This is a genomic window from Micrococcus luteus, assembly GCF_022664405.1.
Classification (GTDB): Bacteria; Actinomycetota; Actinomycetes; order Actinomycetales; family Micrococcaceae; genus Micrococcus; species Micrococcus luteus.
Window position 1 is genome coordinate 109,869 of sequence record NZ_JAKRLB010000006.1, and the last position, 14,430, is coordinate 124,298.

18 protein-coding genes and 1 tRNA gene are annotated in these 14,430 nt (G+C 75.8%); 11 read left to right on the forward strand and 8 right to left on the reverse strand.

The genetic code is table 11. The annotated features are described in order from the left end of the window. Positions 1–49 precede the first annotated feature (49 nt). The gene (gene secE / locus MF605_RS04415) at positions 50–301 is read right to left on the reverse strand and encodes a preprotein translocase subunit SecE (protein WP_002854774.1); all 252 of its coding nucleotides are present in this window, start codon (positions 299–301) and stop codon (positions 50–52) included. 80 nt (positions 302–381) lie between these two features. Continuing rightward, positions 382–454: transfer RNA gene (locus MF605_RS04420), tRNA-Trp, on the reverse strand. A 173-nt stretch (positions 455–627) separates the two neighbouring features. On the opposite strand from MF605_RS04420, the gene MF605_RS04425 reads away from it, so the two are divergent. Next, a complete protein-coding gene (locus tag MF605_RS04425; RefSeq protein ID WP_134416840.1) occupies positions 628–1,836 on the forward strand; it encodes a pyridoxal phosphate-dependent aminotransferase in 1,209 nt (402 codons plus the stop codon). Positions 1,837–1,883: 47 nt separating this feature from the next. Here the strand turns inward: MF605_RS04425 and MF605_RS04430 are convergent, their stop codons facing one another. Further along, positions 1,884–2,582: a LuxR C-terminal-related transcriptional regulator gene (locus MF605_RS04430; protein WP_134416839.1), complete on the reverse strand. Its 699-nt coding sequence runs from the start codon at positions 2,580–2,582 to the stop codon at positions 1,884–1,886. After that, the gene (locus MF605_RS04435; RefSeq protein ID WP_134416838.1) at positions 2,579–3,838 is read right to left on the reverse strand and encodes an ATP-binding protein; all 1,260 of its coding nucleotides are present in this window, start codon (positions 3,836–3,838) and stop codon (positions 2,579–2,581) included. Before MF605_RS04435 ends, MF605_RS04430 begins: the two co-directional genes overlap by 4 nt. Before the next feature lie 96 nt (positions 3,839–3,934). Between MF605_RS04435 and MF605_RS04440 the strand changes: the two genes are divergently transcribed. The 3 genes from MF605_RS04440 to MF605_RS04450 all read left to right on the forward strand — a co-directional run bounded on the left by MF605_RS04440 (position 3,935) and on the right by MF605_RS04450 (position 6,871). Continuing rightward, positions 3,935–4,999: a PspC domain-containing protein gene (locus tag MF605_RS04440; RefSeq protein WP_134416837.1), complete on the forward strand. Its 1,065-nt coding sequence runs from the start codon at positions 3,935–3,937 to the stop codon at positions 4,997–4,999. Positions 5,000–5,090: 91 nt separating this feature from the next. Beyond that, positions 5,091–6,122 carry a 6-phosphofructokinase gene (locus MF605_RS04445; protein ID WP_036317733.1) on the forward strand — a complete coding sequence of 344 codons (1,032 nt, stop codon included), beginning with the start codon at positions 5,091–5,093 and terminating at the stop codon, positions 6,120–6,122. Then, entirely contained in the window at positions 6,119–6,871 is a 753-nt protein-coding gene (locus MF605_RS04450; RefSeq protein ID WP_134416836.1) for a GNAT family N-acetyltransferase, read from the forward strand. The genes MF605_RS04445 and MF605_RS04450 overlap by 4 nt, the downstream gene beginning before the upstream one ends. Before the next feature lie 13 nt (positions 6,872–6,884). On the opposite strand, the gene ygfZ is transcribed toward MF605_RS04450, so the two are convergent. From ygfZ to MF605_RS04465, 3 genes are all read right to left on the reverse strand, one after another. Beyond that, positions 6,885–8,081, reverse strand: a complete 1,197-nt coding sequence (gene ygfZ / locus MF605_RS04455) for a CAF17-like 4Fe-4S cluster assembly/insertion protein YgfZ (RefSeq protein WP_134416835.1) — start codon at positions 8,079–8,081, stop codon at positions 6,885–6,887. Then, a complete protein-coding gene (locus MF605_RS04460) occupies positions 8,078–8,746 on the reverse strand; it encodes a nitrobindin family protein (RefSeq protein WP_036337900.1) in 669 nt (222 codons plus the stop codon). The genes ygfZ and MF605_RS04460 overlap by 4 nt, the downstream gene beginning before the upstream one ends. 187 nt (positions 8,747–8,933) lie before the next feature. Further along, positions 8,934–9,740 carry a hypothetical protein gene (locus MF605_RS04465; protein ID WP_236601287.1) on the reverse strand — a complete coding sequence of 269 codons (807 nt, stop codon included), beginning with the start codon at positions 9,738–9,740 and terminating at the stop codon, positions 8,934–8,936. Between the two features lie 101 nt (positions 9,741–9,841). On the opposite strand from MF605_RS04465, the gene mshD reads away from it, so the two are divergent. The 7 genes from mshD to MF605_RS04500 all read left to right on the forward strand — a co-directional run bounded on the left by mshD (position 9,842) and on the right by MF605_RS04500 (position 14,307). Then, a complete protein-coding gene (gene mshD / locus MF605_RS04470) occupies positions 9,842–10,795 on the forward strand; it encodes a mycothiol synthase (protein WP_134416833.1) in 954 nt (317 codons plus the stop codon). 138 nt (positions 10,796–10,933) lie between these two features. Continuing rightward, on the forward strand, positions 10,934–11,944 hold the full coding sequence (locus tag MF605_RS04475; protein ID WP_134416832.1) for an NUDIX hydrolase: 1,011 nt from the start codon (positions 10,934–10,936) through the stop codon (positions 11,942–11,944). Between the two features lie 59 nt (positions 11,945–12,003). Continuing rightward, the gene (locus tag MF605_RS04480) at positions 12,004–12,360 is read left to right on the forward strand and encodes a GNAT family N-acetyltransferase (protein ID WP_134416831.1); all 357 of its coding nucleotides are present in this window, start codon (positions 12,004–12,006) and stop codon (positions 12,358–12,360) included. Positions 12,361–12,429: 69 nt separating this feature from the next. After that, positions 12,430–12,660, forward strand: coding sequence for a GntR family transcriptional regulator (locus MF605_RS04485; RefSeq protein ID WP_237069078.1), 231 nt, complete (start codon positions 12,430–12,432; stop codon positions 12,658–12,660). A gap of 1 nt (position 12,661) precedes the next feature. Continuing rightward, complete coding sequence (locus MF605_RS04490) at positions 12,662–13,492, forward strand: thymidylate synthase (RefSeq protein WP_036317717.1); 831 nt, start codon at positions 12,662–12,664, stop codon at positions 13,490–13,492. A gap of 22 nt (positions 13,493–13,514) precedes the next feature. Further along, on the forward strand, positions 13,515–14,075 hold the full coding sequence (locus MF605_RS04495; RefSeq protein ID WP_041103571.1) for a dihydrofolate reductase: 561 nt from the start codon (positions 13,515–13,517) through the stop codon (positions 14,073–14,075). A gap of 1 nt (position 14,076) precedes the next feature. Next, the gene (locus MF605_RS04500) at positions 14,077–14,307 is read left to right on the forward strand and encodes an NF038396 family protein (RefSeq protein WP_041103572.1); all 231 of its coding nucleotides are present in this window, start codon (positions 14,077–14,079) and stop codon (positions 14,305–14,307) included. Here MF605_RS04500 and MF605_RS04505 read toward each other — a convergent pair. Continuing rightward, on the reverse strand, positions 14,304–14,430 hold a 127-nt coding region (locus MF605_RS04505), incomplete at its 5' end, for an integrase core domain-containing protein (protein ID WP_242821241.1). The two genes, MF605_RS04500 and MF605_RS04505, sit on opposite strands and share 4 nt — an antisense overlap.

The following is a 14,430-nucleotide window of genomic DNA, read 5'->3' on the forward strand; positions in this document are numbered from 1 at the left end:
GGGCGTGCGGGGGACGCGTCCTGCGACGTCGGGACCGTCCGCGCCGGGCTCAGAGGCCGCCGGCGCCGAACAGGAGACCCGCCACGGTGCCGAACACCCAGTCCAGCCCCATGACCAGCAGGATCATGAACGCCACGAAGGCGAGCACCACTCCGGTCGTGCGCAGCAGCTCCTCGCTCGTGGGGGTGACGACCTTGCGGAGCTCGTCCACCACCTGGCGCAGGAACAGCGCGATCCGCGCGAACAGCCCGCGACGCTGCCTGCTCGGCGTGGGGGTGGGCCCCCCGCCGTTCGCCGCCATCTCAGTCACGTGGCCTCACTCGTCGGATCGCCGAATCGCTTTCTACACGTCCGATGCCGAGCACGAGGCCCGGCATCGAGCAGGGCAGACAGGACTCGAACCTGCAACCTGCGGTTTTGGAGACCGCTGCGCTACCAATTGCGCCACTACCCTTCGGACCGACGGAGCCGGCCGAACCCTCGCGGGATCGACCGTGAACGCGGTACCGGAGATCCAGGATACGCCATCGGGCGGCGGGAGTCGAACGGGCCCCGGGCAGTCAGTACCCTGGCAGGACGGAGCCCCGCTCCGCCCCGCCCTCCCCGTCGAGCTCGAAGAAGGTCCCCATGGCCGCGCCCGCCCGCCGCGTCTCCGCCCGTCTGTCCGCCATCGCGCCCTCCGCCACCCTCGCCGTCGACGCCCGCGCCAAGGAGCTCAAGGCCGCCGGGCGCCCGGTGATCGGCTTCGGCGCCGGCGAGCCCGACTTCCCCACCCCGGACTACATCGTGGAGGCCGCCGTCGCCGCGGCCCGGGACCCGAAGAACCACCGCTACTCCCCCGCCTCCGGCCTGCCCGAGCTGCGCGAGGCGATCGCGGCCAAGACGCTGCGCGACTCCGGCGTGCCCCTCGAGGCCGCCCAGGTGCTCGTGACCAACGGCGGGAAGCAGGCCGTGTACAACGCCTTCGCCGCCCTGCTGGACCCGCAGGACGAGGTGCTCGTCCCCGCCCCCTACTGGACCACCTACCCCGAGGCGATCCGCCTGGCCGGCGGCGTGCCGGTGGAGGTGTTCGCCGGGCCCGAGCAGGGCTACAAGGTCACCGTGGACCAGCTCGACGAGGCCGTCACGGACCGCACCAAGGTGCTCCTGTTCGTCTCCCCCTCCAACCCCACCGGCGCCGTGTACTCCCCCGAGGAGACGGCGGCGATCGGCCAGTGGGCACGGGAGCGGGGGCTGTGGGTGGTCACCGACGAGATCTACGAGCACCTGACCTACGACGGCATGCCGTTCACCTCGATCGTCCGCGCCGTGCCCGAGCTGGCGGAGCAGTCCGTGATCCTCAACGGCGTCGCCAAGACCTACGCCATGACGGGCTGGCGCGTCGGGTGGATGTCCGGCCCTCTGGACGTGGTCAAGGCCGCCACGAACCTGCAGTCCCACGCCACCTCGAACGTGGCCAACGTGTCGCAGCGGGCCGCGCTGGCCGCCGTCGCCGGCCCGTTGGACGCCGTGGCGGAGATGAAGACGGCGTTCGACCGCCGACGCCGGGCCATGGTCGAAGCCATGGACGCCGTGCCGGGCTTCCACTGTCCCACCCCGCAGGGTGCGTTCTACGCGTACGTGGACGTGCGGGAGGCGCTCGGGAAGACCTACCGCGGCGGCGTCACCCCCACGACGTCGGCCGAGCTGGCCGCCTTCATCCTCGACGAGGCGGAGGTCGCCGTGGTCCCCGGCGAGGCGTTCGGCCCGTCCGGCTACCTGCGACTGTCCTACGCGCTGGGCGATGCGGACCTCGCCGAGGGCGTCGAGCGCATCCGCGCCCTGCTCAGCGCCTGAGCCGCCCACCCCGCCCCTGAGCCCCGCGACGCCGCGTGCCGCGGGGCTCAGGCGTATCCGCGGCGCGCGGCCCAGCGGGTCAGCTCGTGGCGGTTGGAGAGCTGGAGCTTGCGCAGCACGGAGGACACGTGGGTCTCGACCGTGCGGTCCGAGATGAACAGCTCCGCCCCGGCCTCCCGGTAGGTGTAGCCGCGGGCGATCAGCCGCATGACCTCCCGCTCGCGTGCCGAGAGCCGGTCGAGGTCCTCGCCGGGGGCCGCAGCCCCGCTCGCCGCCGCGGCGGTGACGGGCGGAGGCGCCGACGCCGTGCCGCGGAAGGCGTCGAGGACGAACCCGGCCAGCCGGGGCGAGAACACCGCGTCGCCGTCGGCCACGCGGACCGCCGCGTCCGCCACCTCGGCGCCGGAGGCCGTCTTGGTGATGTAGCCGCGGGCCCCCGCACGGATCACGGCGACGACGTCCTCGGCCGCGTCCGAGACGGACAGGGCCAGGAACCGCTGCGCGGGTCGGCGCGCGAGGACGCGTTCGGCCACCTCCGCTCCCCCGCCGCCGGCCCCGCCGGGCAGGTGCACGTCCAGCAGCACCACATCCGGCGTCAGGCCCAGCACGGTGCGGACGGCCTCGTCCACGTCCCCGGCCTCGCCGACGATGGCCAGTCGGTCCGGGTCCAGGTCGGCGCGCAGGCCGGAGCGGAAGATCGCGTGGTCGTCCACGATGACGGCCGTGCGCGGGGCGGGGTCGGTCATGGGTGCTCCTGTCCGGTGCGCGCTCGCGCACCCTCAGGCTCGGCCAACGTCAGGTGGACCTCGGTGCCGCCCGGGCCCGACCGGATGCGGGCGGTCCCGCCGGCACGGCCCATGCGGCCGAGGATCGACTCCCGCACGCCGAGCCGGTCGGCCGGGACCGTGGGCAGGTCGAAGCCGGGGCCGCGGTCCCGGACGAACACCTCCGCGACGGTGCGGCCGCGCTCGTCCTCGCCGGCCTCCGCGAAGACCTGCGCGTCGCCGGCGTGCCGGGCCGCGTTCTGCATGGCCTCACGTGCCGCGGCCGCCAGCGGCTCGAGCCACGCCCCCGCGGCCCGCCCCACGGCCACGACCTCCACCCGGGCCCCGTGCGCGTCCTCGACGGCGGCGGCGTGCTCTTCGAGCGCCTCCGCCAGGGAGTGCGGGCCGCCACGGGAGTCCAGGGCGAGGAACTGACGCAGCTCACGCTCCTGGGCGCGGGCCACCCGGGCCACCGCGTCCGCGTCCTGGGCGCGCCGCTGGATGAGGGCGAGGGACTGCAGCACCGAGTCGTGCAGGTGCGCCGCGATCTCGGCGCGCTGGGCCTGCACCGCGAACGCGGTCCGCTCCGCGTCGCGTCGGCGCAGCCAGGCCAGGACGTAGGGCATGGCCACCAGCGCCGCGCCGGCGAGCATCGCGACGGCGGCCAGCAGCGCCCGCCACAGCTCGCCCGAGCGCACGGCGCCCAGGACGATGGCCAGCACCGCCAGCAGCACGAGGGCCGTGCCGAGCACGAGGCGGACCAGTCGTCCGCTCCGCCCGGCCCGGGGCCCGCCCGCCAGGTCGAGCTGCATCCAGGCCAGGCCGAGGCCGATCACGAGGACGGCCACCGGGCCCACGAGCGCCCAGTCGACGGCGAGGCCGAGGCCGTCCGCGACGGTCAGCATGCCCACGCCGAGCACCACGGCGGCCAGCAGCACCGGCCAGCCGCCCTCGCGCACCCGCTCGAGCACCTCGGGGGCGCGACCACGCAGGGTGGGGGCGTCGGCGGCGGGGGCGCCGTCCGGACCCTCCTCCGGCATGAGCAGCCAGAGCCACACGTACAGGGCCAGGTCCGCGCCGCCCAGCAGGCTCAGCAGCGCCAGGGCCGCGCGGACGCGGCCGGCGGGCATCCCGAGGTGCCGGGCGAGCCCCGCGGCGACGCCGGACACCGGGCGGTCGGCCCCGTGCCGCATCAACGGCGGACGCGGGGCCGGCGCGGGCACGGACGGGGTGGGCATGCCCCCATCCTGCCGCGTCGGACGGGGCGGCACATCCGGGGAGGATTCCGGGAGTTCCCGGATGGGCGGGGGCCGCAGGCGGACGAGGATGGAGACATGACGAGCACACACGACCCGTTCACCGGCCCCGGCCCCCACGTCGCCCCCGACGGAGCCGCCGCGGGCGAGACCGGCCCCGACGGACTGGACGCCCTGCCGGGCTGGCTGCGCCGCGCCGTCCTGGGCTGGGGCGTGCGCCGCTCGCCGGCCTCGTGGGTCGGCGGGGTGCTCGGCGGGGTGGCCGAGCGCTACCGCATCGATCCGCTGCTCGCCCGCGGCGTGTTCGTCGCCGTGTGCATGGTCTCCGCGGGTCTGGGCCTGCTGGCCTACGCGGCCGCCTGGGCCGTGCTCCCCGACGCCGACGGACGCGTGCAGTTCGGCCGCCTGCGCCGCGGGGAGTGGCAGGACGCCACCGTGGCCATCGGCGTGATCGGGGCGATCGGCGCCCTCAACCTGCTGCTCGGCGCCGGGTTCACCCTCATCGCCCCGGCCGTGGGCGGCCCCGGCTCCCTCGTGGGCCTGGGCGCGCTGGCCGTGCTCGTCTGGTGGCTCGTGACCCGCTGGGACGGCCGGGCGCAGGCCCGCGTGGCCCCGGGCCGGGCCCCCGACGCCGACCAGCCCGCCCACGCCGTGCCGCGCCCGGCCTGGTACGTCGGCGGAGGTCCGCGCGAGCGGGCGGCCGAGGTCACCGACCCGCACGGCTTCCGCCCCGAATGGATCGACCCCGCGACCGGCACCTGGCGCGACCACGTCCACTCCCGCGAGCGGCGAGCCGCGGCGCGCCTGGCCGAGGAGGCCCCCCGGGCGGCCACCGCCCCGGCCGGCTCGGGGTCCGCAGCCACGGCCGCGAAGCCGCGCCTCGGGCCGATCGCGCAGGCCGCCACCTACGCCGGGGCCGTCCTCGCCGCGCTCGCCGCCCTCGGGATCAGCCTGCTGCTCGGTGTCGGTCCGACCCCCACGCTGCTGGCGGTGCCGATGCTCGTGGCCGCGCTCGCGGTGATCGCCCCCGTCATGCTGGGCGCTCTGCTCAGCGGCCGTCGTCCCGGCACCCTCGGCCCGGCGAGCGGCATCCTCGTGGGTGCGACGGCCCTCCAGGTCGCCGTCCTCGTGGCCCTCGGCTGACCCGCCGCCCGTCGCCCGTCCCCTGACGCGACGGGGCGGGCGCGCCTAGGGTGGTGCCGACCCCCCGCACGAGAACGCCCGAGAGGATCCCATGCGCGTCGGAATGCTCACCTCCGGAGGCGACTGCCCCGGCCTCAACGCCGTCATCCGCTCCGCCGTCCTGCACGGCATCAAGTCGTACGACATGGAGATGGTGGGCATCCGCAACGGGTGGTCCGGCCTGATCGAGAAGGACGTCGAGGACCTGCCCCGCTCCCGCGTGCGCGGCCTGGCCCGCACCGGCGGCACCATCCTCGGCACCTCCCGCACGCACCCCTACAACGCGGAGGGCGGCGGCCCGGAGAACATGCTCCGCAACCTGCGCGAGCTGGACATCGACGCCGTCATCGCCATCGGCGGCGAGGGCACCCTGGCCGGCGCGAACCGCCTGGCCGCGGACGGGCTGCCGATCGTGGGCGTGCCCAAGACGATCGACAACGACCTGCAGGGCACCGACTACACGTTCGGCTTCGACACGGCCGTGCAGATCGCCACGGACGCCATGGACCGGCTGCGCACCACGGGCGAGTCCCACCACCGCTGCATGGTCGCCGAGGTCATGGGCCGCCACGTCGGCTGGATCGCCCTGCACTCGGGCATGGCCGCCGGCGCCCACGCGATCCTCATCCCCGAGGTCCGCACCCCGATGTCCCAGGTCGCCGAGTGGGTGCAGCAGGTCCACGACCGCGGTCGCTCCCCGCTGGTCGTGGTGGCGGAGGGCTTCGTCCCCGAGGGCCACGACGACCCGCTGGCCGAGGCCGGCGTCGAGGCGTCCGGCCGGCCGCGTCTGGGCGGCATCGGCGAGTGGGTGACCCGCGAGATCGAGGAGATGACGGGCATCGAGACGCGCAGCACCATCCTGGGCCACATCCAGCGCGGCGGCGCCCCCACCGCCACGGACCGCGTGCTCTCCACGCGCTTCGGCATGGGCGCCGTCGACCTCGTCGCGCAGCGCCGCTGGGGACAGATGGTGGCGGCCAACGGCACGGAGATCATCTCCATCCCCATGAGCGCCGCCCTCAAGGGCCTCAAGAAGGTGCCGGTCTCCCGCTACGACGAGGCGAAGATCCTGTTCGGCCGGTGAGACCCGACCACCCCGCCGTCGGCGTGCTGGCCCTCGGGCTGGCGCGTCGGCTCGGCCTGCCCGACACCGCGCTCCTGCCCGGCGACGCCCCGGCGGCGGGCGCCGAGCCGCGCCGCATCGAGGTGGCCCGGCAGGGCGTCGCCGAGGCGGAGGTGCTGGCCCTGCCCTGGGCCACCGTCGTGGCGGGGCCGGCGTGGTTCACGCGTGCCTGCCGCGGCGTGCCCGCCGAGGCGCTGGGCGTGGAGTCGGCCCTGCTGCGGACGGCGGTGCGCGCCGCCGCCGGGGAGGCCGTGCGCTCGCGCGGCGAGTTCACGCTCTACGCCGCCGAGGAACCGCCGCCAGTCGACCCCTCGCGCACCGTCGCCGTGTCCGACGACCCCGCCCACGTCCACGCCGTGGTCGCGCAGGCCCCCGCAGACGACGTGGCCGAGGCGGGTGTCCCCTCCTGGGAGTCCTCGGTCGCGCTCGTTCCCGACGACGGCGCGGGACGGGCGATCGAAGCCGCGGTGGCGGCGGCGGGGCATCGCGTGACGGGCGGCGTGCTGGCCTCGCTGGGCACCCTCACCCCACCGCGGCTGCGCGGTCGTGGGCTCGGCCGCTACGCGGTGGCCGTGGCGATGGACCGGGCGGCGCTGGAGGGGCTGCTGCCGTTCGCCGAGGTGCCGGCGGGCCACACAGCCGCGCACCACGTGGCGATCGCCGTCGGGCTGGAGGCGGCGGGCACGCGGACCGTCCTCGCGCTGGACTGAGCCGGCGAGTCGGTCAGCGCAGGCGGCCCACGCCGCGCGGTCGGCCGACGACCTGCCCGGCGTCCGGGGACACGAGCGGCTCCTGGCTCGCGGCGATCCAGCCGCCCTCGGCGGCACCGACCTCGCCGGGAGCGTCCTCGCGGACCAGCAGCTCGGCGTCCACGGGCACCGTGCGCTTGAGCAGCGCCAGGGCGACGGCGCCCGCCTCATGGTGCTGGGCCGCGGCGGTGACCGTCCCCACCGGACGGGCGGCGGCGCGGGCCTCGGGCGTGTCCTCGGCCGGCCGGAGGATCACGGGGGCACCGTGCTCGGGGAGCGCGTGGACGGAGCCGTCCAGGAGCAGGCGGGTGAGGCGGCGGGGCGGGCGGCCCAGGTTGTGCACGCGCGCCACGGTCTCCTGACCGCGGTAGCAGCCCTTCTCGAGGTGCACGGCGGTGCGCAGCAGGTCCAGCTCGTGCGGGATCGCGCGGTCGTCCACGTCGAGGGCCCGGCGGGGGCGGCCGGCCTCGATGCGCAGCGCCTCGGCCGCCGTCGTGCCCGCCAGGGACCAGCCCGCGAGCACGCCCGTGCCGAGCGCGCGGACGGTGGCCTCGAGGTCGGCCCGGGTGACGAGGTACTCGCGCCAGGACCAGTCCGCACCCGGGTGGGTCGCCGGATCCGGATCGGCCGTGTAGGCCCAGCCGCCCGCCCCGACGCGCGGCCACGGGTCCAGCCACACGGTGCGGTCCTCCCAGCCGGGCACGGGCGCGGTGGCGCCCACGACGGCGACCGCCCCGGTGTGGTCCCGTAGCGTGACGTCGTGGGAGAAGCGCATCGAGGTGAGCCACGCGGCCAGGCCCGGGCCGTCCTCGCGGTCCGTGACGAGCCAGGCCGCGGCGCCGTCCTCGAGCAGGTGGGCGGCGTGCTCGATCCGCCCCTGCACGTCGAGGAAGAGGATCTCGGTGCTCGTGCCGGGGGGCAGCGTCTCGACGTGCTGCGTGCCGAGCGTGTGCAGCCAGCTCAGCCGGTCCGGGCCGGACACGGAGAGCACGGCCCGGTGGGAGAGGTCGACCAGGGCGCGGCCCCGGGCGAGGGCGCGCTGCTCTGGCAGGGGGCGACCGTAGTGCGCGGCGACGCCGGCGTCCGGGCCGCGGCCCTCGACGGCGCCGCCGGCCGGCCCCTGCGGCTCGGCCACGGCCAGGTCCAGCAGCGGGCTGCGGGAGGCCGTCACGACTGCTCCCCGCGAGCCCCGCGAGGACGCTCGGCCCCCGGGGCGAGCCGACCCTCGGCCGCGCTCGGCATGCGGTCCAGGATGGCGGAGGCGTGCGCCTCGAGCTCGGCGCCCGCTGCGTCCGCGACGTCCCAGCGCCAGAACAGCTGCCCGTTCACGAGACCGGCCATGCGGGTGGCCCGGTGGTACGGGCCGGCGGCGGAGCCGCGCAGGACCGCGTCCGTGGCCAGCTGAAGCTGCGGGCCCTTGATGCGGCCGTAGTACAGCTCGGACAGCGAGCCCGGATGCGTGATGGTGGCGGTCAGGCCGAAGCCCTCGTCGCCGGCGCGCAGCCGCTCGACGTCCTCGGCGGAGCGGAACGCGGGGACGATGTCCGCCGGGCGCATGCCGGGGCCGACGTCGCCGTCGCGCCGCGCCCGGTCCACCTGCCAGAAGCCGGACTCCACGGTCAGCGGACGCAGCAGCGTGCCGTCCGCCTCGCACAGCCACGACTCCGCGCGGTACTCAACGAACGGCAGACCGTGCTCGGTGAAGTCCACCCGCTGGTAGAAGATCTCGGTGCCGGCGGAGCCGTCGCCGAGGCGGCCCTGGCCCTCCCAGCTGCCGATGAGCCAGGACAGGGGCGCGAGCTCGGGGGTGAGGTCGTACGGGAGTTCAGTCGCCATGGCAGATCACGGCGCGGCCCGACAGCGGGCCGCGCGTCCTCAGCGCTGGCCCTTGAAGAGGCCGCTGATGACGACCGCGGCGACGGCGGCCATGCCCAGGCCGGCCAGGACCACGAGGGCCAGGAAGAAGATCTCGAGCGCAAGAAGGGTATCCATGCGGGACATCCTACCGAGCGGGCCCGACCTGTCAGGCCAGGAAGCCCACCATGACGTGCGCCACGACGCCGGCCGCGCCCACGGGCGCCAACGCGAGGGCGTAGCCCGCCCGGCGCGGGCGCAGGGTGGTGCCCACCGGCCGGTCCTCGGGTCGCGGCCGCGACGACGGCGCCGTGGTGGCGGTCAGGGACACCAGCACGGCCACCGCGAGCGCCGCGGCCGTGACGGCCGGCCGGTCCCGGGCGTCCACGCCGGCCAGCGCCGAGACGGGCCACGCGAGCACCGTGCCGAGGGGGATGACGACGAGCGCCAGGACTCCCGGCCGGCCCTGCATCCACGGGGTGAGGCCGACGAGGGAGACCGCGGCCACCGTGACTGCCAGCGTGATGACCAGCCCGGCGACCGCAGGGGTGTCGGTCCAGCGTGAGACGGCCACCCAGCACGCCGTCACGACGGCCATGAACGCCCCGCCCATCGTGGCGACGGTGGACTCGAGGCGCAGCGGCCGGCCGGTCCCGCGCACCAGCTGGACGACGAACGAGGCCATGGTGCTCCAGGCGACGACGACGGCGAGCGGCTCGAAGAGCGTCCAGGCCCCGCTGTGGCCGTCCTCGAGCGGCGGCCACAGCAGCATGAGCAGCACCGCGGCGCCCCCGGCGACGGCCAGGGTGACGCTGAGCGAGAGGCGCGCGGGCGCCCCCATCTGCCGCGGCCAGCCCCAGGCGATGACCAGGATCACGACGGCGGCGGCGAGGGCGGCGGGGACCGGGCCGAGCAACGCGGCACCGCCCAGGACAAGGGCGGCGACGGCCGCACTCAGGGCCATGGACAAGCGCATCACCTGCCCCATCCTGCCAGGTGCGCACTGGCTCGGCCCTGGGCGGGCGACGGCGGGGAGCACCTCGCGGGCCACCGTCCTCCTTCCGTAGGGTGGCCGGCATGGCCGAACACCCCACCCCCACGACCTCCGACGCCGACGGCATGCCGCGCGTCGTCACCCCGCGCCCGGAGGAGGCGAGCGCCGTCCTGGACCTGGCCGACCGTGCCGGGGCGGCGGACGGTCATCCCCCGCTCTCGGACCAGACGCGCGTGCTGCTCGCCCGCGGCGGGCAGCTCTGGTGGGGGGCCACCCGGGGCCCGGACGGGGCGATCGACGGGGCGGCCGTGCTCGTGCCCGAGGGCGCGGCGGCCGTGCTCGAGCTCGTCGTCGATCCGACCGCACGCCGCACCGGCCGGGGGACGGTCCTGGCCGACGCCGCGGCCGCCGCGGTCCGGGACCTGGCGCGGGAGGAGACCACGAGCGTCTGGGCCCACGGCATGCTCCCGGGGGCGGTCCGGCTCGCCCGGCGGCACGGCCTCGAGCCCGTCCGCGAGCTGCGCCGGATGCGCCTGTCGCACGCGGCGCTCGCGGCCCTGCCGGAGGTGCGGCTCGCCGACGGGGTGGCCCTGCGCGGCTTCGTCCCCGGCCAGGACGAGCAGGCCTGGCTGGACGTGAACGCCGCCGCCTTCGCGGACCACCCCGAACAGGGCAGCCTGACCCGCGCCGACCTCGAGGACCGCATGGCGGAGGACTGGTTCGACGCCGACGGCCTCCTGCTCGCCGCCCGCGAGGCGGACAGGCGGCTGCTCGGCTTCCACTGGACGAAGGTGGAGCCGGATGCCGGAGCCGACGGCCCGCGCGTCGGAGAGGTGTACGCCGTGGGCGTCTCCCCCGACGCCCAGGGCCTCGGCCTCGGTCGGGCCCTGACGCTGGCGGGGCTGCACCGGATGGCGGGACAGGGAGTCGACGTCGTGGACCTGTACGTGGACGCGGACAACACGGCCGCCGTCGCGCTCTACGCGTCCCTCGGCTTCGAGCTGTTCGCCGCCGACGCCCAGTACCGCCGCCCCTGAGACCCTCGGGCGGGGACCGGCCGGGCACATCCCGGCGGCCTCGTATCCTGGTGGGGCCGGCCCCCGCGGGGTCGGCCACGCCCCGTGCCCTGCCCCAGCAGTCGTCGCGGCCGCCGCACCCCGAGAGGAACCCGCCCCATGCCCTCGTCCCACGCCGACCGCGTCGCCCGCTGGTCCACGGAGGACCGCGCCTCGGAAGGCCCCCGCGCCGAGGTGCTGGCCGCCGGCATGCTGCCGTGGCGCCGCGTGCCCGGCGGCCTCGAGGTGATGGTGATCCACCGGCCCCGCTACGACGACTGGTCGTGGCCCAAGGGCAAGCTCGATCCGGGTGAGACGCTGCCGGAGTGCGCGGTCCGCGAGCTGCGCGAGGAGGTCGGCCTCGAGCTGCGGCCGGGCATCCCGCTGTGCGTGACCGCGTACGAGGTGCCCGGCAAGCGGGGCGTACGTCAGAGCAAGGAGGTCTGGTACTGGGCCGCCGAGGTCGACGGCCAGCGCGCCCTGCCCGACGGCGACGAGGTGGACGAGGTCCGCTGGGTCGGGCCGGACGAGGCCCGGCGGCTGCTGACGAACGACTCGGATCGCGAACCGCTCGAGCTGCTGCTGCGTGCCGCCTCCCGGGGGCGCCTGCGGACCGTGCCGCTGCTGGTGCTGCGCCACGCCAAGGCCAAGCCCCGCTCCTCGTGGTCCCGCGCCGAGCAAGAGCGCCCGCTGGCGGCGACGGGCCGGCGGCAGGCGCTCGCTGTCGAGGGCCTCGTGTCGGCCTGGCGGCCGGAGCGGCTGGTCTCCTCCCCGTGGCGCCGCTGCGTGGAGACGCTGGCCCCGCTCGTGAAGTCCAGCCGGCTGCCGCTGAAGACCAAGGGCGCGTTCACGGAGACCACGGCCCGGGAGAAGCCCAAGAAGACCCGCAAGGTGATGGCCGAGCTCATGGGCCGCTCCCGGCCGCTGGTCGTGTGCACGCACCGGCCGGTGCTGCCGACGCTGTTCGAGGTGGTCGAGGACGCGGCCGCCGGCCAGGCGGACCGCGTGCTGCGGGCCCTGCCGACCGAGGACCCGTGGCTGCGGCCCGGCGCTGTGCTCGTGGCGCACCGCGCGCTCGACCTCGACGGCGACGTGGTGGCCGTCGAGGTCTACGACCCCTGGGACGACTGAGCCGCCCGCGCGACCGGGCCACCGTTGAGCGGGCCCGCCCCCGGCCCTAGGCTCGGGTCATGGAGAACACCGCCGCCCAGAGCCAGCCCGAGAAGATCGTCCACGAGCGCCTCACGGTGACCCGGGACCCGGACCGTCAGCGCTTCGAGCTGCGCCAGGACGGGACCTTCATCGGGTTCCTCGGCTACGACCAGGAGACCGTGCGCGGCGCGGACGGCGAGGACACCGTGGTCCTGCGCCTGCAGCACACCATCGTCGACGAGCAGTTCGGCCGCCGCGGCTTTGCCCGCGCCCTCGTGACCATGGTCCTGGACCGGCTGCGCGCGGAGGGTGACCGGATCGTGCCCGAGTGCTCCTACGTGGAGGACTACCTGCGCCGCTACCCCGAGTACCAGGACATGGTGCTCAACGGCTGACCGGGGGCGGGGCCCTGCCCTGCCGGCACCCGCCTCCCCTCCGTCCGGGCCCTAGCAGGCGACCTCGGCATCGCCCCCAACACCGTGGTGCGCGCCTACCGCGAGCTTGAGGCGGCCGGCGTCGTGCGCACGGCGCGCGGCAGGGGCACCGTCGTGGCGGACACCCCACCCGCCCCGGACGACGCCGCGGTGGGCGCCGCCGTCGAGCGCGCCGTGGCCCTGGCCCGGGCCGCGGGCTGGGATGAAGCCCGCCTCCGCCGGGCCGTCGACGACGCTCAGCGCGTCCGCTCGGATCGCTAGAGTGGACCGGGTGAGCATCCCGACCCCCTACGAGGACCTCCTCGCCGACGTGATGGCCCACGGGGCCGTCAAGACGGACCGGACCGGCACGGGCACGCGCAGCGTGTTCGGCCGCCAGCTGCGCTTCGACCTGGCCGAGTCCTTCCCGCTGATCACCACCAAGCGCGTGCACTTCAAGTCGGTCGCGCTCGAGCTGCTGTGGTTCCTGCGCGGGGACTCGAACGTGCGGTGGCTCCAGGAGCGCGGCGTGCGGATCTGGAACGAGTGGGCGGACGAGGACGGCGAGCTCGGCCCCGTCTACGGCGTGCAGTGGCGCTCGTGGCCCACCCCGGACGGGGGCCACATCGACCAGATCGCCAAGGTCGTGGAGCAGATCCGGACGAACCCCGACTCGCGCCGGCACATCGTCACCGCGTGGAACCCCGCCGAGGTGGACGAGATGGCGCTGCCGCCGTGCCACGCGCTGTTCCAGTTCTACGTCTCCCCCGGTCAGGACGGCGCCCCCGGGCGGCTCTCGTGCCAGCTCTACCAGCGCTCGGCGGACCTGTTCCTCGGCGTGCCGTTCAACATCGCCTCGTACGCGCTGCTCACGGTGATGGTCGCGCAGCAGACCGGGTTGACGCCCGGCGAGTTCGTGTGGACCGGCGGGGACGTGCACATCTACGCGAACCACGAGGAGCAGGTGCGCGAGCAGCTCTCCCGCGAGCCGTACCCGTACCCGCGGCTGCGGCTGCGGCGCACCCCCGCGTCGATCTTCGACTACGACTACGACGACTTCGAGGTCCTCGACTACCGTCACCACCCCACCATCACGGCGCCGATCGCCGTCTGAGCCGAGGATGCGCAGCGACCCCATGAGCCGGGCCACCCGTCCCACCGAGCCCGTGATCGCCATGATCTGGGCCCAGACCCCCGAGCGCGTCATCGGCCGCGACGGCACCATGCCGTGGCACGTCCCCGAGGACCTCGCCCACTTCCGGGCCCACACGCACGGCCACCCCGTGATCATGGGCCGGCGCACGTGGGAGTCGTTCCCGGCGCGCTTCCGCCCGCTGCCCGGGCGCACGAACATCGTGGTCTCCCGCACCCTGACGGCCACCGAGGAGGCCGGCGCGGAGCTGCGGGCCGCGGGCGCCGTCGTCGTGCCGGGCTTCGGGGCGGCCCTGGCCGCCGCGGCCGAGGCCGACGGCTGTGACACCGTGTGGGTGATCGGCGGGGCGACCCTCTACGAGCAGGCCCTCGACGTGGCCTCGCGCGCCGAGGTGACCGTGATCGACGCCGACGTCGACGGCGACACGCACGCCCCGCCGCTCGACGCCCGCTGGCGGCGCACCGCCGTCGACCCCGCCCCCGACGCGTGGCTGGACTCCGCCTCCGGCCCGCGCCACCGCTTCGAACGATGGGAACGCGACTGACATGGCCTCGACCGACTCCGACCAGCGTCTGCTCTCCCCGCAGGCGGTCTCGTTCCTCGCGCTCGTCGCCCTGCCCGTGCTGGCGTTCGTGTGCGCCGTGTTCGGGCTGATCCTCGTGCTGCAGGGCAAGACCCTCGCCGGGCTGGTGTTCCTGCTCGTGCTGACCCAGGTGTTCGCCGTGGGCGGTCTCATCGCGTGGAACAAGCGGAAGCGCGCGCAGCAGGGCCGCTAGCTGTAGGAGGGCATGACGTTGTTGACTCGGGCCGGTGCCAACGAGGCCGGAGGGGCGTCCCCGCAGGAGGTATGAGGCCGATGGTAGTTGTAGTGGTTCACCCACACGGCCAGCGCCTCACGC